General features: G+C 36.5%; 21 protein-coding genes. 19 read left to right on the top strand and 2 right to left on the bottom strand.

What is annotated here, in order from left to right; genetic code table 11:
- The 3 genes from VIL26_06865 to xylA all read left to right on the top strand — a co-directional run.
- Positions 1–194: hypothetical protein (locus tag VIL26_06865; protein HEY8390650.1), on the top strand; the 194-nt coding region annotated here is incomplete at its 5' end.
- A gap of 13 nt (positions 195–207) precedes the next feature.
- Positions 208–1731 carry a xylulokinase gene (gene xylB, locus VIL26_06860; GenBank protein ID HEY8390649.1) on the top strand — a complete coding sequence of 508 codons (1524 nt, stop codon included), beginning with the start codon at positions 208–210 and terminating at the stop codon, positions 1729–1731.
- Positions 1732–3051: a xylose isomerase gene (gene xylA, locus VIL26_06855; GenBank protein HEY8390648.1), complete on the top strand. Its 1320-nt coding sequence runs from the start codon at positions 1732–1734 to the stop codon at positions 3049–3051.
- A 224-nt stretch (positions 3052–3275) separates the two neighbouring features.
- On the opposite strand, the gene VIL26_06850 is transcribed toward xylA, so the two are convergent.
- Positions 3276–3782, bottom strand: a complete 507-nt coding sequence (locus tag VIL26_06850; protein HEY8390647.1) for a QueT transporter family protein — start codon at positions 3780–3782, stop codon at positions 3276–3278.
- A 129-nt stretch (positions 3783–3911) separates the two neighbouring features.
- On the opposite strand from VIL26_06850, the gene VIL26_06845 reads away from it, so the two are divergent.
- From VIL26_06845 to rsmI, 16 genes are all read left to right on the top strand, one after another.
- Positions 3912–4409 carry a flavin reductase gene (locus VIL26_06845; GenBank protein ID HEY8390646.1) on the top strand — a complete coding sequence of 166 codons (498 nt, stop codon included), beginning with the start codon at positions 3912–3914 and terminating at the stop codon, positions 4407–4409.
- Positions 4410–4547: 138 nt separating this feature from the next.
- Positions 4548–4838: a hypothetical protein gene (locus VIL26_06840; protein HEY8390645.1), complete on the top strand. Its 291-nt coding sequence runs from the start codon at positions 4548–4550 to the stop codon at positions 4836–4838.
- 140 nt (positions 4839–4978) lie between these two features.
- On the top strand, positions 4979–6898 hold the full coding sequence (locus VIL26_06835) for an aconitate hydratase (protein HEY8390644.1): 1920 nt from the start codon (positions 4979–4981) through the stop codon (positions 6896–6898).
- A gap of 80 nt (positions 6899–6978) precedes the next feature.
- Positions 6979–7467, top strand: a complete 489-nt coding sequence (locus VIL26_06830) for an Lrp/AsnC family transcriptional regulator (protein HEY8390643.1) — start codon at positions 6979–6981, stop codon at positions 7465–7467.
- Between the two features lies 1 nt (position 7468).
- Positions 7469–8647: an aminotransferase class I/II-fold pyridoxal phosphate-dependent enzyme gene (locus tag VIL26_06825; GenBank protein ID HEY8390642.1), complete on the top strand. Its 1179-nt coding sequence runs from the start codon at positions 7469–7471 to the stop codon at positions 8645–8647.
- 232 nt (positions 8648–8879) lie between these two features.
- Positions 8880–9347: a transcription elongation factor GreA gene (gene greA / locus VIL26_06820; GenBank protein ID HEY8390641.1), complete on the top strand. Its 468-nt coding sequence runs from the start codon at positions 8880–8882 to the stop codon at positions 9345–9347.
- Between the two features lie 26 nt (positions 9348–9373).
- Positions 9374–10867: a lysine--tRNA ligase gene (gene lysS / locus VIL26_06815; GenBank protein HEY8390640.1), complete on the top strand. Its 1494-nt coding sequence runs from the start codon at positions 9374–9376 to the stop codon at positions 10865–10867.
- The gene (locus VIL26_06810; GenBank protein HEY8390639.1) at positions 10867–11745 is read left to right on the top strand and encodes a hypothetical protein; all 879 of its coding nucleotides are present in this window, start codon (positions 10867–10869) and stop codon (positions 11743–11745) included. Before lysS ends, VIL26_06810 begins: the two co-directional genes overlap by 1 nt.
- Before the next feature lie 28 nt (positions 11746–11773).
- Complete coding sequence (locus tag VIL26_06805) at positions 11774–13057, top strand: DegT/DnrJ/EryC1/StrS family aminotransferase (GenBank protein ID HEY8390638.1); 1284 nt, start codon at positions 11774–11776, stop codon at positions 13055–13057.
- 79 nt (positions 13058–13136) lie between these two features.
- On the top strand, positions 13137–13760 hold the full coding sequence (gene tmk, locus VIL26_06800; GenBank protein ID HEY8390637.1) for a dTMP kinase: 624 nt from the start codon (positions 13137–13139) through the stop codon (positions 13758–13760).
- A gap of 91 nt (positions 13761–13851) precedes the next feature.
- Positions 13852–14178, top strand: coding sequence for a cyclic-di-AMP receptor (locus VIL26_06795; GenBank protein ID HEY8390636.1), 327 nt, complete (start codon positions 13852–13854; stop codon positions 14176–14178).
- On the top strand, positions 14179–15162 hold the full coding sequence (locus VIL26_06790) for a hypothetical protein (GenBank protein ID HEY8390635.1): 984 nt from the start codon (positions 14179–14181) through the stop codon (positions 15160–15162).
- On the top strand, positions 15153–16031 hold the full coding sequence (locus VIL26_06785; protein ID HEY8390634.1) for a stage 0 sporulation family protein: 879 nt from the start codon (positions 15153–15155) through the stop codon (positions 16029–16031). The genes VIL26_06790 and VIL26_06785 overlap by 10 nt, the downstream gene beginning before the upstream one ends.
- A gap of 76 nt (positions 16032–16107) precedes the next feature.
- Positions 16108–16281 (top strand): 4Fe-4S binding protein, encoded by a 174-nt coding sequence (locus VIL26_06780; GenBank protein ID HEY8390633.1) that lies wholly within the window; start codon positions 16108–16110, stop codon positions 16279–16281.
- Between the two features lie 106 nt (positions 16282–16387).
- Complete coding sequence (locus VIL26_06775; protein HEY8390632.1) at positions 16388–17137, top strand: tRNA1(Val) (adenine(37)-N6)-methyltransferase; 750 nt, start codon at positions 16388–16390, stop codon at positions 17135–17137.
- Positions 17127–17942, top strand: a complete 816-nt coding sequence (gene rsmI / locus VIL26_06770; GenBank protein ID HEY8390631.1) for a 16S rRNA (cytidine(1402)-2'-O)-methyltransferase — start codon at positions 17127–17129, stop codon at positions 17940–17942. The genes VIL26_06775 and rsmI overlap by 11 nt, the downstream gene beginning before the upstream one ends.
- On the opposite strand, the gene VIL26_06765 is transcribed toward rsmI, so the two are convergent.
- A partial coding sequence (locus tag VIL26_06765; GenBank protein HEY8390630.1) for a nucleoside recognition domain-containing protein occupies positions 17943–18300 on the bottom strand: 358 nt, incomplete at its 5' end. It lies immediately after the preceding gene.

Genomic DNA, 18300 nt, shown 5'->3' with positions numbered 1-18300 from the left:
CTTTAGGTCCGTGTCTGGAACTTTCATCAATAGACAAAAAAGACATAGAAAGCATTGTTATGCTAAATGACGCAAGCGAAATCAAATTAATGACTGAATGGATAGCCGCCAATTATCCCAAAAACACATTTGCCGAAATTTCGCCGTCAAAACATCAGGATATAACGGTTTTGAAGATAAAATTAAAAGCTTAGTGGAGTGAAAAAGATGAGCTATTTAATAGGAATAGATATAGGTACAAGCGGTACAAAAACCGCTTTGTTTGATGTTTCCGGTAAGCTTATTGCATCTTCGACCTTTGATTATCAGCTATTTCAGCCTCAAAACGGCTGGGCTGAGCAAAACCCGGAAGACTGGTGGGATGCAACAGTTTTGGGACTAAGAGATGTTATTTCTAAGAGCAAGATAGATCCAAAAGATATTATCGGAATTGGATTGTCCGGACAAATGCACGGACTTGTAATGCTGGACAGTTCAAAAAATCTTTTGAGAAATTCTATTATCTGGTGCGACGGCAGAAGCAATGTTCAGGCAAAAAATATTGAAGATATTTGCGGCAACAGACTTATAGATATATCCGCCAATCCCGCAATGCCTGCATTTACTGCAGCCAAATTATTGTGGGTCAGAGATAATGAGCCTGATATATATAAACAATGCGCTCATATCTTGCTGCCTAAAGATTATATAAGATTCAAGCTGACAGGCGTTTTGGCTACTGAGGTAAGCGATGCCAGCGGAATGCAATTGCTTGATGTACCCAAAAGAAAATGGTCGCAAGAATTGTGCGAACTTTTGGAAATCGACTATAAAATTTTGCCTCAAGTTTTTGAAAGCTCATATATTAGCGGCTATGTCAATGAAAAGGCAGCAGAGATTACAGGACTAAAAAAAGGTACGCCTGTTGCGGGCGGAGCAGGAGATCAGGCTGCAAGCGCGGTGGGCTGCGGCATTATAGAAGAAGGTATTGTTTCAGATACTTTGGGTTCTAGCGGCGTGGTTTTTGCTCATACTGACAATCCTTTGATTGACAAGCTGGGCAGAGTTCATACTTTTTGTCATGCGGTTGAGGGAAAATGGCATGTCATGGGCGTAACGCAAGGCGCAGGACTTAGTCTTAAGTGGTTTAAAGATAATTTCTGCCAGTCTGAAATACAGCAAGCCAAAGAAAATCAAGCTGATGTGTACGACATTTTAATGCAGCAGGTTGAAAAAATAAAAATTGGTGCGGATAATTTATTATTCTTGCCCTATCTTATGGGTGAGCGCACGCCTCATCTTGATACTTTGGCACGCGGAGTGTTTTTTGGAATAAGCAACATACATACAAAAGCTCATTTTGCTAGAGCAGTTATAGAAGGGATAACATACAGCCAAAGAGATTGCTTGGAAATCCTGCTTGGCCTTGGCATCAAGCCTAAGCGTGTGATAGCAGGCGGCGGAGGAGCCAAGAGCGAGTATTGGAGAAAGATTTTGGCAGATAACTTCAGGCAAGAAGTCTGCACCGTTCATCAGGACGCAGGCGGGTGTCTGGGTGTTGCGATTTTGGCAGGAGTAGGGGTAGGCACATACAAGAGCGTTCAGCAAGCCTGCCATGACATAATCAAACCTAAGACCAAGGTTTTGCCTGATTATAATAACTCAAGTATTTATGACAAATATTATGAAATTTATAAAAACTTATATGGCAAGTTAAAAGATTCGTTCAAAAAATTAAGTGAGGTGAAATAAATGAAAGAGTGGTTTAAGGATATTCCTAAAATAAAGTACGAAGGGGCAGACAGTAAAAATCCCTTGAGTTTTAAGTTTTATGACGCAGACAGAAAAATTAACGGAAAACCGATGCGTGAGCATCTTAAGTTTGCTATGAGCTATTGGCATACTCTATGCGGCGAAGGCGTGGATATGTTTGGCGATGCTTCGATAAATAAAAGCTTTGACGGAAAAACGCCCATGGAGATTTATCAAAATAAGGCTTATGCCGCTTTTGAAATAATGGATAAGCTGGGAATAGATTATTATTGTTTTCACGATAGAGATATTGCTCCCGAAGGCGAAACTTTGGCAGAAACCAATGAAAATTTTCACAAGATTTTAGAACTTTTAAAGGAACTTCAAAAGCAATATAACAAAAAACTTCTTTGGGGAACGGCAAAACTCTTTGCACATCCTAGATATATGAACGGCGCTGCGACATCACCGTCAGCCGATGTTTTTTGCTATGCTGCAGCGCAGGTAAAAGAAGCGCTTGACGCCACAGTAGAACTAGGCGGAACAGGCTATGTTTTCTGGGGCGGACGCGAAGGCTATGAAACTTTGCTTAACACCAATATGAAACTTGAAATTGAAAACATGGCAAGATTTTTGAAAATGGCTGTGGATCATGGACGCAGCATAGGCTTTAAGGGCGATTTTTATATTGAGCCTAAGCCCAAAGAACCCACAAAACATCAGTATGATTTTGATGCCGCAACAGTGATAGGCTTTTTGAGAGCGTATGATTTAGAAAAAGATTTCAAATTAAATATAGAAGCCAACCATGCAACTTTGGCAGGACATACATTCCAGCATGAATTAAGAGTGGCATGCGATAATAATATGTTTGGTTCTATTGACGCTAACCAAGGAGATATGTTGTTAGGCTGGGATACTGACCAATTCCCGACAGATATATATCAGACCACGTTTTGTATGTATGAGGTTTTGTCTGCTGGCGGATTTACTAACGGCGGACTTAATTTTGACGCCAAAGCAAGAAGAAGCTCCAATACATATAAAGAAATATTTTTATCACATATTGCAGGTATGGATGCTTTTGCGGCAGGTCTTATTATTGCGGACAAAATTATAAAAGACGGCAGGATAAACGAATTTGTAGAAAAAAGATATCAAAGTTATCAAACTGGCATAGGCAAGAAAATTGTAGAGGGCAAAACTAACTTAAAAGAACTGGCTGAACATGCGTTGACATTGAAAGATGTAACAGTAGAAAGCGGAAGTCAAGAATATTTGGAAAGCATAATAAATCAACTGATGTTTGGAAATTTATAAGAAAAAAAGCATCAATACAGTAAAAAAGAGCAATATAGCAAAAAGGACAGCCGTTTAACTTATTTTAGGGGGGATGGCCGTCCTTGATGCTTATTATAAGGGGGAAAATGATGAGCAAAATGATTATTGACCATTGGCGTCTTTTTATACCCTAATAATATCAATTATTTTTGAAGATAGATTGCCAAGCATTTTTCAAATTTGTCACAAAAGGTAATATCTTGTTACTTAGTCTTATATTCAGGGATTTTCAAAACGCCTTTTTTGATAAGTGGTTTTAGTGCATAATACAGCGGGACACCTAAACCAATAATAGCACCTGTTTGACCTATAAACATAGTCAAAACACTAAACCAGTATACGACATCTTCACCGACCATTATAAAAACTAATGGAATAACCAAAGCATTAATAACTATGGGAGGTATAATCCCAAGCCAAATCTTTCTAGAATACCTAGTCAAAATTGACGCTATCAAAGTTGCCAGCGAACCAAAGATCATATCAATAGGTCCGTACATATAGGCATTTGCTATAAAGCAACCAATAGTAAGTCCTGGTATTGCTTCAACAAAAAATAACGGTAAAATAGTCAATGCTTCGGATACTCTAAATTGCAAAGGCCCGTAAGAAATCGGTTGCAATAGTATTGTAAGTCCTGCATATAAAGCGGCTATTATTGCGCCTCTTACAATCTGTAATGTTAATAATGATTTGTTTATTTTTTTCATAATAAAATTATTTTAATTAATAGCGTTAAAAATAGCAACCTTTTTGTTATTTTTTTATATTCACTAGATATTAAAAAATTTCTGCTAAAAGTGTAATTTTTGGTATAATAAATCTAAGGAGGCAAATAAATGGTTATTAATGAAAAATATCTTACAGAAGCCATGAATGTTATGAAGCGTATAGGCGTGTTTTTGGTTTCTGGAAAAAATCCGCCCAATCTTATGACTTTGGGTTGGGGTGCTGTCGGTTATATTTGGAACAAACCGATTATTATTACGCCTGTAAGATATACAAGATATACGTATGATTTGCTAGAACAGTATCATGAATTTACTATATCTGTACCTAGAAAAGACCTTTCAAAAGAATTGGTTCGCTGCAGCCAAATAACAGGCAGAACGACAGACAAATTTAAAGAACTGCATCTGCATCCTAGTCGTGCCAGAATGGTTGATACTTATATTGTGGCAGACTGTGGATTGCACTTGGAATGTAAAGTTATTTATAAAGCTGGCATGGAAGGCTTTAATCTTTTTGATCCCAAAATTAAGCAGCAATTTTATTTGACTAAAAACTATCATACCATGTTTTTTAGTGAAGTTGTGGCAGCTTATACCACTGTTTAAAACTTTGTCTTTTTTTAAAAATTAAATATATTTATTTGAATATAATGTTATATAATAAGAATAAAGGTTTAAAGCCGTAGCGCTATTGTGATTTGGCATACGGTTGTTTTCCTTTTTAATATTTTGTTGGATTAATTTATGTTTTCTATATGGGTAAAAACACAATTAGATGAAAAGATCAAAAAAAACGAATTGATTAAGTTTGACGGCAAGTTCGTTAAATCCGATTTTTTTGATTATGTAAGCAAGATCTGCAATGACCTTGATATTCCTACTCCTGTCATTTTAAAAAAGCATATCAATCATTTTATGTCGTTTAATATAGCCACTTTCAAAAAAGATGATTTTATAGAATATATTGATTTCGACAAACTTATTTTAGAATATTGTAAAGAAGACCCCTCAGACAAAAAATCCTTGTCAGATTAATTTCATTTTTTTATTTTGCACAGTTTAGTATTTTAAATATCTTTTGCATATTAATAACAATTAAAAATAATTATACGTTTACTTTTTTTATTTAGTGTGATAAAATATTCCAAAAATATAGTGTATAAAAGGTTAATAATATGAACAAAAGCTTAGCATACAAAATTATTCAATCTCACCTGGTTGAAGGCAATATGGTTGCAGGTGAGGAGATCGCGATAAAAATCGACCAGACTTTGACTCAAGACTCTACGGGTACTATGGCGTATCTGCAATTTGAAGCAATGGGTATTGACAAGGTTAAGACTAAAAAGTCAGTCGCTTACATAGACCATAACACTTTGCAGACAGGATTTGAAAATGCAGACGACCATGCATATATTATAAGCACAGCGTTAAAGCATGGCGTTTATGTGAGCAAGCCTGGCAACGGAATATGCCATCAGGTGCATTTAGAAAGGTTTGGCGTTCCTGGCATGACGCTTTTGGGTTCAGATTCACATACGCCAACCAATGGCGGTATAGGCATGCTAGCAATAGGCGCGGGCGGACTTGATGTGGCTGTTGCTATGGGCGGCGGGGCATATCATCTTACAATGCCTAAGATTGTTAATGTAGAACTCAAAGGCAAACTTACAGGCTGCACAGCCGCAAAAGATATTATCTTAGAAGTCTTAAGAATTTTGAGCGTAAAAGGCGGCGTAGGTAAGATTATAGAATACAGCGGAGAAGGAGTCGCAACTTTGAGTGTTCCTGAACGTGCAACTATTACTAATATGGGCGCAGAACTGGGTGCGACAACTTCGATATTCCCTAGTGACGATATAACCAGACAGTTTTTGGCTTCACAGGGCAGAGAGAGTGATTATGTAGAATTAAAAGCTGATGAAGATGCCCAATATGATGAAAAGATAGTTATAGATCTATCCACACTTGAACCTTTGGTTGCTTGTCCCCACTCACCCGATAATGTGAAAAAAGTAAGTGAAATAGAGGATTTGAAAGTTGATCAGGTTTGTATAGGAAGCTGCACCAACTCATCATATCTTGATATGATGAGAGTGGCCACAATTTTGAAGGGAAAAACCGTTCATCCCACCGTTAGTCTTACCATAAGCCCAGGAAGTAAGCAGGTTTTGAGCATGCTGGCGCAAAACGGCGCATTGTATGACATGATTTCAGCAGGTGCTAGAATACTAGAATGTGCTTGCGGTCCTTGTATAGGCATGGGACAATCGCCCAAAACAGGCGCTGTTTCGGTAAGAACATTTAACCGTAATTTTTATGGCAGAAGCGGAACAAAAAGCGCAAATGTATATTTGGTAAGCGCAGAAACAGCCGCAGTCACTGCTTTGACAGGCAAACTCACTTCGCCCAAAGAATATCTTGGCAAAACTATAGAAGTCGAAATGCCCAAGAGCTTTTTCATTAATGATAATTTGATATTAAATCCTTCTGATTATAAAGATATAGAAATAGTAAGAGGTCCCAACATCAAGCCTTTTCCTGTTAATACCAAGCTGCCTCAAACGGTAAATGGCAAAGTGCTTTTGAAAATGACTGATAATATCACAACCGATCATATTATGCCGTCTGATTCCAAGCTTTTGCCTTTTAGATCAAATATTCCTTATCTTTCGGAATATTGCCTTACTCCTGTTGACAGTGAATTTCCTAAGCGCGCAAAAGAGCAGGGCGGCGGATTTTTGGTTGCAGGCATTAATTACGGTCAAGGGTCATCAAGAGAACATGCCGCTTTGGTGCCTTTGTATTTGAATATAAAAGGAGTGCTTGCATTGTCTTTTGCTAGAATTCATAGGGATAACCTTATCAATAACGGAATTTTGCCGCTAGAATTTGCGGATGAAAACGATTACAAAGAAATAGAACAAGGCGATGAATTGGTTGTTGAAAACGCTCAAGAGCAGGTAAGAAGCGGTGTTGTAGAGGTAAAAAATTTGACCAAAAACAAAACGATCAAAACTGTTCTTAATATAAGCAAGCGTTCTATAAAGATGTTGCTAGAAGGCGGACTTCTAAACAGTGTCAAAAATTCATAAAGTGATAAAAACCGGCATAATCTTGAAAAAGAGTAATCTTAAAAAATAAAGTTCAAAAATCCTTAAAAAGGAGTAAAGATATGACCAAGTTGGAAAATGATATTTTACGCATTATAAAAGACGATTCACGGCACACTCCTCACGAAATCGCCGTAATGCTTAATGTGGAAGAAAATAAAGTCAAAGATACAATCAAGGCTTTAGAAGCCAATGGCATTATCGTAAAATATACCGCTATCATCAATGAAGAAAAAACGGACAAAGACTTGGTCGAAGCATTTATAGAGGTCAAGGTTAACCCTCAGCACAACAGGGGCTTTGACGCTATCGCCGAAGAAATCTATCAGTTTAAGGAAGTTAAAAGCTTGTATCTTATGAGCGGCGGCTATGATTTGGCTGTTATCGTAGAAGGCAAAACATTAAAAGAAGTCGCAATGTTTGTTTCCCAAAAACTTTCCTGCCTAGAAAAAGTCATAGGTACTGCTACTCATTTTATCCTAAAGAAATATAAGGACAACGGGGTGCTGTTGGACGGAAACGATAACAAGAGGCTGCCTGTTTATGTTTGATATCGAAAGCCGATTAAGCAAGCGCGTGTCTAGCTTGCGTCCGAGCGGTATAAGAAAATTTTTTGATCTTGTAAAAGAATACCCTGACGCAATCTCGCTTGGAGTGGGCGAGCCTGATTTTATCACGCCTTGGAATGTAAGAGATTATGCCATCAAAAGCATACAAAAAGGCTATACTCAATACACTTCCAATTGGGGAATGGCTGAATTGCGCGAAGAAATAAGCAAATATCTTAACGATATGTTTGGATTGAGCTATGACCCAAAAGACGAGATTTTGGTAACAGTAGGCGCAAGCGAAGCAATTGATTTAAGCTTGAGAGCGGTAATAACTCCGGGCGATGAAGTTTTGATTCCCGAACCGTCTTATGTCTCTTATCATCCCTGTGTGGTTTTGTGCGACGGAGTGCCTGTTCCTGTAAAAACTGAGTTAAAAAATAATTTCAAATTAAAACCTGAAAATATTTTATCTGCGATCACTTCTAAGACTAAAGCTATAATAATTCCTTATCCCAACAATCCTACAGGCGGAATAATGGATAAAAGCGATCTAGAAAAGATTGCTGAGATTATAGTAAAGCATGATTTGATTGTCATTTCAGATGAGATTTATAGCTATCTTACATACGAAAAAAACCATGTAAGTATCGCCAGCCTTCCTAATATGCGAGAAAGAACATTTTTGATTAATGGTTTTTCTAAAGCCTTTGCGATGACTGGCTGGAGAATAGGCTTTTTGGCTGCTCCCAAAGAAGCAATAAAGCACATAGTCAAAATTCATCAATATACTATAATGTGCGCTCCTACATTTTCTCAATTTGCCGCGATCGCAGCACTAAAAAACGGTGCAGCTGACGGCTGGTCTGAAATACAGGCTATGAAAGAAGACTATGATAAAAGAAGAAGATTTACCGTTCATAGATTTAACCAAATGGGATTGACTTGCTTTGAGCCGCGCGGTGCTTTTTATACATTTCCCAATGTAAGTATCACTGGCATGGATGGCGATGAATTTGCCGAAAAGCTGCTTAATAAGAAAAAGGTCGCAGTTGTGCCGGGTTCGGTTTTTGGAGAATTTGGGAAATATCATGTTAGAGCCTGCTACGCCACTGCACTCAAAAGCCTGACCGAAGCCTTAAATAGGATTGAAGAATTTATTCAGGAATATAAAAAGGTTTAACATTTTGATTCGAATTTTGCATATATTTAGTTAACAGTTGCTAGTTTGAAACATTGATTTTTTGATTTAGATAAATATATTTTGGATGTATAATTTTGTACTAATTTATTCAACTTAAACAAAAAGTAAAAATGAAATGGTCATAAAGATAGATTGACTTTACAAAAAGCATAATATATAATAATTCAATTAAATAGTTCAAATATTTTTGAATTGTAAAGGAGCTTGAGCAATGCCACAAGAACAAATTACAGCAGAAGGCAAAAAAAAGCTGGAAGACAGACTTAATTATCTTAAGAATGTCGCACGATTAGAAGTTGCAGCGCGTATCAAGGAAGCAAGGGAGTTTGGTGATATTAGCGAAAACTCTGAATATGATGCTGCAAAAGAAGAACAATCGATGATTGAAGGTGAAATTGTAGAACTTGAGGCAAAACTTCGTACAGCCATCGTTATAGAAGATGATAAACGCGATATTGATACGGTTAGTACTGGTTGCACCGTAAAAATTCTTGACATGGATCTGGACGAAACCTTTACTTACAAAATAGTCGGACCATCCGAATCCAATCCCAGCGAAGGTAAGCTAAGCAACGAATCTCCCGTAGGCAAAGCGCTTTTGGGACATAAGAAAAACGATGTCGTTGAAGTAACTGTACCCTCTGGAAAGATCAAATTTAAGATTTTAAAAATAAGTTAATATTAATAGTAAAAAGGATAACTTTGATGTCACAAGAACAAGAATTAGATACCACTATTGTACAGGACGATACAGAAATATATCAGCAAAGAAAGGACAAGCTTGAAACTCTTATAAGAGAAGGAAACAATCCTTATGAGAAAGTCAAGTTTGACAAAACACACTATTCTTTGGATATAATTAATAATTTTGAAAAATTGGAAGGTAGTGTCGTTGCTATCGCCGGAAGAATGGTTTCAAGGCGTATAATGGGCAAGGCAAGTTTTGCGCACTTGCAGGATAATCTGGGGAAAATACAGATATATCTTCGTGCTGACACTCCTGATATCAATTATGAAGAATTCAAAAAATGGGATATTGGTGATATTTTAGGCGTACATGGTACTGTTTTCAAAACTCACAAAGGCGAAATTAGCATTCATGTAACTAAAATTGAACTGCTTTCTAAGTCGCTATTACCGTTACCTGAAAAATATCACGGATTAAAAGATACAGACCTTAGATATCGTCAAAGATATCTAGATTTGATCGCTAATCCCGAAGTTAAAAATGCATTTATATTAAGAAGCAAGATAATTTCTGCGATTAGAGAATACCTTGATAAGCAAGGCTTTTTGGAAGTTGAAACTCCTATTCTTAATACCATTCCAGGCGGAGCTAATGCAAGACCGTTTGAAACTTATCACAATACTTTGGGCTTGAAGATGTATATGAGAATTGCGCCTGAGTTGTATTTGAAACGACTTATAGTCGGCGGTTTTGAAAAAGTATATGAATTGGGCAGAATGTTCAGAAATGAAGGAATGAGCGTTAAGCACAATCCTGAATTTACAATGGTAGAACTTTATGCTGCATATAACGACTATAACGATATGATGACTTTGACGGAAAATATCTATAGTTATGTTCTAGAAAAATTAGGACTTAATAAGGAAATAACTTATCAAGGAACAGAAGTCAACTTATCCACACCTTTCAAGAGATTGTCTATGCTTGATGCTGTAAAAGAATATGTGGGTATTGATTTTTCAACACGAACAGATATAGAAAATCTAAAGAAAGAATTAACGGCAAAAGGCGTAGAAACCCAAGCAGATACATGGGGTGGATTGCTGTATGATGCTTTTGACCAGCTTGTAGAGTCAAAACTCATTCAGCCTACATTTGTTATAGATTATCCTGTAGAAGTATCACCTTTGGCTAAGAAAAAAGCAAGTGATCCTAGACTTACAGAGAGATTTGAGATGTTTATCTGCGGCAGAGAGATGGGCAATGCATATAGCGAGTTAAATGACCCTATTGACCAACGTGCAAGATTTATGGCGCAAGCCGAGATGCGTGCGCAAGGCGATGAAGAAGCCCAGATGAACGATGAAGACTTTGTAAAGGCTTTGGAATATGGTATGCCTCCTACTGGCGGATTGGGTATTGGTATTGATAGGCTTGTAATGTTATTGACAGACAGCTCTTCAATAAGAGATGTAATATTATTCCCTACGATGAAACCTAAAAAAGCGTAATGGATAACAGAATTACAAAAGAAAGATTTAATAATCACCTTGAATACGATTGGTTTAAATATATCGTATTTATCTTGATTGCTGTTTTTTTATGGGTTTTTATATATTCAACGCTTGATAAGCTAAAAGATTATCAAAAGTTGGATATTTTTATTACTGTGCCTTTTGATGATGAACAGACCGAAAGGTTTGAAGCAGATTTTATCAAGTATCTTTCTGACATGGGCGATAATACTGTTAAAGAGGTCAATTTTTATTATCATGATTATAATAAAAATGATACGACATTTGGTCAGTTGTTGGAGACCTCTTATACAATTTATGATCTTGTTATAGCCGATGAAGAGGCTATGAGATTTTTGGTAAGCACTGGAAGACTGATTGCATTTGATTATGTATATACAATTGATAAAAGTACTAAAAAGACTAACCAATCAATAAAAGGCAATGTTTTTTTAGGCTTTACATTACAAAAAGACCAAGAAATTACAACTATAAAGCCCTATCTAAAAGAAGAAGACTTTTCAAGCTATTATATTTTTGATCAAGGTCAATATGACCAATATGTTCAAGAATTCAGCGGATATAATATTAATGAAGAGTTTATTCAAGAATACATTATGAATTACACCTTCGGAATTGAGCTGAACTCTTTGGGAAACAACTTATTCTTAAATTACGGAGAAGTTCTTGACAAAGAAGGGAATCCTACTGGCGTAAAAAACAAATACTATTTGGGGGTTATATTACCTAATTTGTCAAACTCAAGTGGCGGCGGAAATAAAGGTGTGTTTAATGCAAAAAAACAATCCTTAGATTATGCTCATGCTTGGACTGCGATAAATTACCTAAAGCAAAACCCTATTTATAATGTCTAAAAAATAAATATATCGAGAAGAAAAACAAATGAGCATTTATGAACTAATTAAGCAATACTCTTCTAAAAATCCATTAAGGTTTCATACCCCTGGACACAAAGGATTATTAGATCCGCTTGACATTACAGAACTAGAACTAGCTGATTATGGAAGTACGCTGTCTTATCTTCCTGCTGCAGAAAAAATGACTGCACAATATTACAGTGCCAATTATACACACTATCTTATAAGCGGCACGACGAGTGGAATTTTGACACTTATATCAGCATTGCCAAAAGGCAGAATAATAGTTGGAAGAGCATCTCATAAATCCATCTTCAACGGATGTCTGCTGTCGGGAGTTGAACCTCTTATAATTGAAAACGAAATAGTCGAAGATATATCCTTGCCGCTTAGCGCAGAAGCCATAGAAAAGGCCATATTAGCAAATCCTGACGCTGAAGCGGTTTTTTTAACTTCACCTAATTACTATGGACAAAATGCAGATTTAAAAGCTATTAAAAATATAATTGGCGACAGATATTTGCTTGTAGATGCCGCGCATGGAGCGCATTTTGGTGCTTCGCCATTATTGCCCGAAAACGCTACCAAGTATGCTGACGCTTGTGTTTTGAGTGCACACAAAACATTGCCTGCTTTTACACAAACAGCGTATCTCAATGTCAATGACGAAAAGTTAGAAAAGTCCGTAAAGAATATTTTGAATTTGAGCACCACTACAAGTCCTTCGTTTTTGTTTATGGCAGGACTTGAATATGCGACTGAATATTTAAAAGAACATTCTGAAAACTATAAAACGCTATATGATGCAATAAATAAATATTTGCCTTTCCGTATGAAAAATGATGACTTTACACGTATAGTCATCGACGTGAAGCCTTACAACATCAACGGAACGCAGGCGGATTTGTTCTTGCAAAAATATCATAATGTCTATTGCGAATTTGGCAATGAACGTTATATTGTATTTATTATATCAATTGTGGATTGTGTAGAAACGGTAAAAAGACTGAGTGAAGCGCTTCAAGATATGTTCAAAAAAGCTAAAGACCTGCCTTCTTACGATTATGACCAAAGACCGTCATTTAGACCTGCTAGGGCTATGAGCTTTATTGATGCTTCTCGTCAAGAGACAGAATATGTTGATTTGAGCGAAAGCGAAGGCAGAATAAGTGCGATAGAAGCTGGATTGTTTCCTCCTTGTCTTCCAGTGATTGCGCGTGGAGAAATAATAACCAAAGAAGTCGTTGAGATTTTGTCCCGCACCAATACATTTGGAGTTAACAACGGTAAAATTTTGGTGTTAAAATAATTTTATATATGTTAAACTATATCAAAAGATTATCTGCTATTTGGGGCTAAAAATTAACCCCTATTTTTTTGGAAAACATATGAAAGGAAAATTTATCACAATAGAAGGCTGCGACGGCAGCGGAAAATCTACTCAAAAAAAGCTTTTGATAGAATATTTGAAAAGCCGAAATTTTGATGTCGTAGATACACGCGAACCCGGCGGAACAGAAAGAGCCGAAAAAATTAGAGAGCTAATATTGGACAAAAGTCTTGCTGGAATGTCCGGCGTGACTGAATTATTGTTATACACAGCATCACGCATAGAGCATGTCAACGGGCTTATATTGCCTTCGCTGCAGGCCGGAAAATATGTTGTTTGCGATAGATTTATAGACTCTACTTTGGCATATCAGGGATATGCTAGGGGACTAGGGATAAAATTCATACAGGATATCTTTGAGCTGACCACGCCTAATTGCTGGCCTGATATAACCATTTTTCTTAACGTGCCGCCTGATAATGCGTTTTCGAGAAAAGGCGGATTTGACAAAAACGACCGTATCGAAAGTGAAGCTTTTGATTTTCATCAAAAAGTTTATAACGGATTTTTGGAGCTTAGCAGGATATTTAAAGACCGCATTATAAGTATTGATGGCAATGGTTCGCAAGATGATATATTGCAAAAAATTATTCTAGAATTGTCGAAAAGAAATATCATATAAAACTTTTTATTAAAAACCTCTGTTTTTTGGTCATTGCTTAAGAATATGTTTTTGTGTATAATGATGATATTAAGGGAAAAAGAGGGAAAATATGAAATTACTTATAGCAGTCGTCAATAAAAGCGATACCAAGACTTTGACCAAAGAACTAATGAAAGGCGGCTTTTTGGTTACCAAGCTAGCATCTTCGGGCGGTTTTTTGAAAATAGGCACCAGCACACTTTTGATAGGAACTAATGCAGAAAGAGCGCCTAAGGCGATTGATATAATAAAAAGCGTATGTAAAGAGCATAAATATGATTCTAGCAAGGTAGTGCGTGAATACCGTTCTGCCATAGAAAATGAAATAGGCAAAGAAATTGTGGTCGGCGGCGCGACTATCTTCATAGTTGAAATGGAACAGATTATTAAAATTTAGATGTTAAAATACCAGAATTTATTAGCAAAAACTAGAGTTTACCAATCCATATCCAATGATGTTTTGACAGACAATTTATCTCATGGGTATTTATTGATTACAGACGACAGCGAAATCAAAGATAATTTGGCGACTTTGCTGTTATGTCGTATCTTTTGCATTAGCAAAGAAGAAATTCCATGTCTTACATGTCCAGAATGCCGAAAAGTTATCAACAATAACCATTCTGATATTCACTATTATAAAGGCAAAATTAATGTCGAAGATGTAAGCCAGATTATAGAGTCTAGCGTTTTAAAATCTTACAGTACGGATAAAAACCTTTTTGTAATAACTGATATGGATGCTATGAATGCCGCGGCACAAAACAAGATTTTGAAAACTTTGGAAGAGCCGCCTAAGGGCGTTACTTTTTTGATGTTTTCTAAAGATCAGTCTATGGTGCTGCCTACTGTAAAATCGCGTTCTCAGATGTTTTTTGTTGAGAATTTTAAGACTAAGGATCTGGAAAACGAGTTAAAATCAATTTATTCCCCCATATACCATGATTTGATTCCGCTGGCTGCCGATATAAGCGGTGGCAAGATTGAATTTGCCGTTAAGTTTTTGGAAGATGATGAATTTAAGGATATTTATAACCTTGTCTTTGACATCATCAACAATATGAAAAGAAGCCCTGATATTTTGCAGTATGCCCAAAAGCTGGATAATTACAAAAATCGTCTGAAAGAGTTTTTAGACATCTTTTATATAGCTATAAGGGATATTATGGTTGTTCAAAGTGCCACTATAAATATTGTGTTGTGCAAAAACAGAATTAATGATATAATGAGTGCTGCTGAAAGCATTAATTTGAAAGCAGGTTCACAAATACTTGACCTTATTGTGCGTATGCAGCAACGTTTGTATTATAATGGAAACACTGTTTCTATTATAGACGAGTTGCTTTTTTCTTATCTGGAGGTTAAGGCTTTATGCCGATGATTGTTGGAATAAAATTTAAAAAGACTAATAAAATATATTATTTTTCACCTGAAAATATGGAATTTTCTGAGGGCGAGGGAGTCATTGTAGAAACTGCACGCGGAATAGAATTTGGCACAGTAGTTATAACTCCTCGCAATGTTGATGAGAGCAAGATTATTCAGCCTCTAAAACCTGTAATCAGAAAAGCTACCGAAGAAGATTTTAAAAAGCTTGAAGAACAGCAGGCTAAAATTCCGCAGGCTTTGAAACTGGCGGAAGAAAAGATAAAAAAGCATAATCTTGACATGAAGCTTGTAGATGTAGAATATACATTTGACGGCAACAAGATTATATTCTATTTTACTTCTGACGGCAGAGTGGATTTTAGAGAGCTTGTAAAAGACCTTGCCTATGTGTTCAAAATCAGAATTGAATTAAGACAGATAGGTATTCGCGACGAGTGCAAAATGCTAGGCGGACTTGCACCGTGCGGCCGTGAATGCTGCTGCAGTTCGTACTTATCAGATTACAGCAAAGTCAATATCAAGATGGCAAAAAATCAAGGATTGTCGCTTAATCCTTCTAAGATAAGCGGACTTTGCGGAAGACTTATGTGCTGTCTTGAATATGAAAACGATTATTATGTAGAGACCGCTAAACATATGCCAAAAATCAATTCTGAAGTTACCACTCCTGAAGGCACTGGCATAGTTGTTTATAATAATATGCTCAAAGAAACCGTCAAAGTAAAACTGCCTGTAAAAGACGGTTTTGAAATAAAAGATTTTAAGGCTTCTGAGGTTACAGCAAAAGAGACTTTGGCGGAAGAGCTTGAAAAAGATGTAATAATTGACGAGAGCATTAAGAGCCTTATAGATGAATCATGATTTATATATTATTAATTCCTTGATATTTTTAGGAATAATGGTATAATTATATTAAATAAAATTAGGAGTAGTTACTATGGCTTACAAAATAAGTGAAGAATGCATTTCTTGCGGTAGCTGTGCTGCAGAATGTCCTGTAGAAGCAATTTCTCAAGGCGATACTCACTACGAAATAAATGAAGATGTTTGCATCGATTGCGGTACTTGTGCAGAGACTTGCCCTGTAGGCGCTATTGCACCCAAGGAATAAGATAATATTTTTATCTGATTTAAGGTTTAAAAGCCACTCTTAAAAATTTTTAAGAGGGCTTTTTGTTTTTTATTGCGAGAATTTAAGGTATAATAATTTTATTACTATGGAAATTGACATCAACGAATTAAGACTTGACGATCTTCAGGTCAACGGTCTAAAGATTTTTCAACACAAAGATAAATATTGCTTTACTTCGGATGCTGTTATATTAGCTAATTTTGCGCGTGTAAAAAAGGGCGAAAAATTTGCTGATTTGGGCAGCGGCAGCGGAATTATTTCTATACTTCTGGCAGGCAAATATAACGCAAACCAAGTTTATGCTGTTGAAATTCAAGAATACCTAGCCAAAATGAGCGAATTGAGCGTTAACTATAACAACCTAGACCAAAAGATAAAAGTAATTAATCAACCTATGCAGACGGCTTGTCAGGTTTTAGGGAAGCATACTATGGATGCTGTAATTTGCAATCCACCTTATACTCGTCCGGGTGACGGCGAAAAAAATCAAAATCTTGAAATAGCTATTTGCAGACATGAAATAAAAGTATCATTAAAAGAAGTAATCCAAAGTGCGGCAAGCCTTATAAAATACGGCGGAAGATTTTATCTTATTCATCAAACCGAACGTCTAAGCGAGATATTTTATCATTTGTCATGCAATAAATTTGAGCCTAAGCGCATTAGATTTGTGCAAGGCAGAACAGGCTTAAAGCCTACTCTTGTCATGATAGAAGCATATTCATACGGCAATGTCGGACTTGTGGTTGAAAACAATCTTGTTCTTTATGATGAAAATGGACAGGAAACAGATGAGCTAAAAAGAATTTACGGCAGGTGCAGCAATGAAGGGTAAATTATTTGTAACGGCTACTCCAATAGGAAATTTGAATGAAATGAGTCCGCGAGCTATAGAAACTTTAAAAAATGTGGACTTGATTCTTTGCGAAGATACTTTGCACAGCAAAAAACTTTTGAATCATTTTGAAATCAAAACTCCTTTAAAGAGCTATCATAAATTTTCTGAAGCCAAAAGCATTCCTGAAATTATCGACAAGCTTAACAGCGGTCAAAATATCGCGCTTATTACTGATGCCGGCATGCCTACCATTTCTGATCCCGGAAGCAGGCTTGTCAACGCATGTTATCAAAACGACATCACAGTAAGCGTTATAAGCGGACCTAGTGCAGTGATTAATGCCGCGGCGCTTAGCGGTATGTGCGAAAACGGTTTTGTTTTTATAGGTTTTTTGCCTGAAAAAACTAAAGAAAAAGAATATGCCATTAATATGTACGGGCATTTGGAAGTGCCTATGATTGTTTATAGCGCTCCGCATAATCTGGTATCAGATTTGCAGGTTTTATATTCTTGTTTAGGCAGTCGAAAAGTTGCAGTGATAAGAGAGATTACCAAGTTGTTTGAAGAAATTATTTTTATTGATCTAAAAGACTATCAAACTCTTGTCCCTAAGGGCGAATATGTGCTTGTTATAGAAGGAAAATCTAAAGAAAATCCTTTGGTAAATTTGTCAATTCAAGAGCATTTAAAATACTATCTTGACAGCGGCGTAGAAAAGAAAGAAGCTATAAAAAAAGTAGCATCCGAGCGTTCAATATCCAAAAATGAAGTGTATCAAATAGCTATAAAAGAGTTTGATTGATTATAAAAATCTTACCAAAAAACATCCAACTACAATGCTTACAAAAGCTGAGATCAATGCAACCGGAATGGCAAATCTCAGTTTTTTTACTTTGCTTGAAGCAAAATATACTCCGGCGACATAAAATACTGTTTCAGACGAGCCCATAATGACGCATGCGCAGCGTGAAACATAGCTGTCTGCACCGTATTTTGCCATAAGATCGTTTAACAAAGCCAGGCTTCCCGAACCGCTAAAGGGTCTTAACAGCGTAATTTCTGCAAGTTCAGACGGAATGCCAAAAAACCTAAAAGCAGGAGTTAGTACATTAGCGGCCATGTCAGTAAGACCGCTTAGACGCATTAGATTGACGGAAATC

The organism is Clostridia bacterium, from assembly GCA_036562685.1.
Lineage (GTDB): Bacteria > Bacillota > Clostridia > Christensenellales > DUVY01 > DUVY01.
This window is presented reverse-complemented; position numbering and strand designations above follow the sequence as displayed.

Excerpts from the sequence above, each read along its gene's own strand:
- VIL26_06850 (HEY8390647.1), bottom strand. The coding sequence starts at position 3,782 with ATGAAAAAAATAAACAAATCATTATTAACATTACAGATTGTAAGAGGC.
- VIL26_06845 (HEY8390646.1), top strand. The coding sequence starts at position 3,912 with ATGGTTATTAATGAAAAATATCTTACAGAAGCCATGAATGTTATGAAG.
- VIL26_06835 (HEY8390644.1), top strand. The coding sequence starts at position 4,979 with ATGAACAAAAGCTTAGCATACAAAATTATTCAATCTCACCTGGTTGAA.
- VIL26_06810 (HEY8390639.1), top strand. The coding sequence starts at position 10,867 with ATGGATAACAGAATTACAAAAGAAAGATTTAATAATCACCTTGAATAC.
- VIL26_06830 (HEY8390643.1), top strand. The coding sequence starts at position 6,979 with ATGACCAAGTTGGAAAATGATATTTTACGCATTATAAAAGACGATTCA.
- xylA (HEY8390648.1), top strand. The coding sequence starts at position 1,732 with ATGAAAGAGTGGTTTAAGGATATTCCTAAAATAAAGTACGAAGGGGCA.
- VIL26_06790 (HEY8390635.1), top strand. The coding sequence starts at position 14,179 with ATGTTAAAATACCAGAATTTATTAGCAAAAACTAGAGTTTACCAATCC.
- rsmI (HEY8390631.1), top strand. The coding sequence starts at position 17,127 with ATGAAGGGTAAATTATTTGTAACGGCTACTCCAATAGGAAATTTGAAT.
- VIL26_06805 (HEY8390638.1), top strand. The coding sequence starts at position 11,774 with ATGAGCATTTATGAACTAATTAAGCAATACTCTTCTAAAAATCCATTA.
- VIL26_06775 (HEY8390632.1), top strand. The coding sequence starts at position 16,388 with ATGGAAATTGACATCAACGAATTAAGACTTGACGATCTTCAGGTCAAC.
- tmk (HEY8390637.1), top strand. The coding sequence starts at position 13,137 with ATGAAAGGAAAATTTATCACAATAGAAGGCTGCGACGGCAGCGGAAAA.
- VIL26_06795 (HEY8390636.1), top strand. The coding sequence starts at position 13,852 with ATGAAATTACTTATAGCAGTCGTCAATAAAAGCGATACCAAGACTTTG.
- VIL26_06780 (HEY8390633.1), top strand. The coding sequence starts at position 16,108 with ATGGCTTACAAAATAAGTGAAGAATGCATTTCTTGCGGTAGCTGTGCT.
- xylB (HEY8390649.1), top strand. The coding sequence starts at position 208 with ATGAGCTATTTAATAGGAATAGATATAGGTACAAGCGGTACAAAAACC.
- greA (HEY8390641.1), top strand. The coding sequence starts at position 8,880 with ATGCCACAAGAACAAATTACAGCAGAAGGCAAAAAAAAGCTGGAAGAC.
- lysS (HEY8390640.1), top strand. The coding sequence starts at position 9,374 with ATGTCACAAGAACAAGAATTAGATACCACTATTGTACAGGACGATACA.
- VIL26_06840 (HEY8390645.1), top strand. The coding sequence starts at position 4,548 with ATGTTTTCTATATGGGTAAAAACACAATTAGATGAAAAGATCAAAAAA.
- VIL26_06785 (HEY8390634.1), top strand. The coding sequence starts at position 15,153 with ATGCCGATGATTGTTGGAATAAAATTTAAAAAGACTAATAAAATATAT.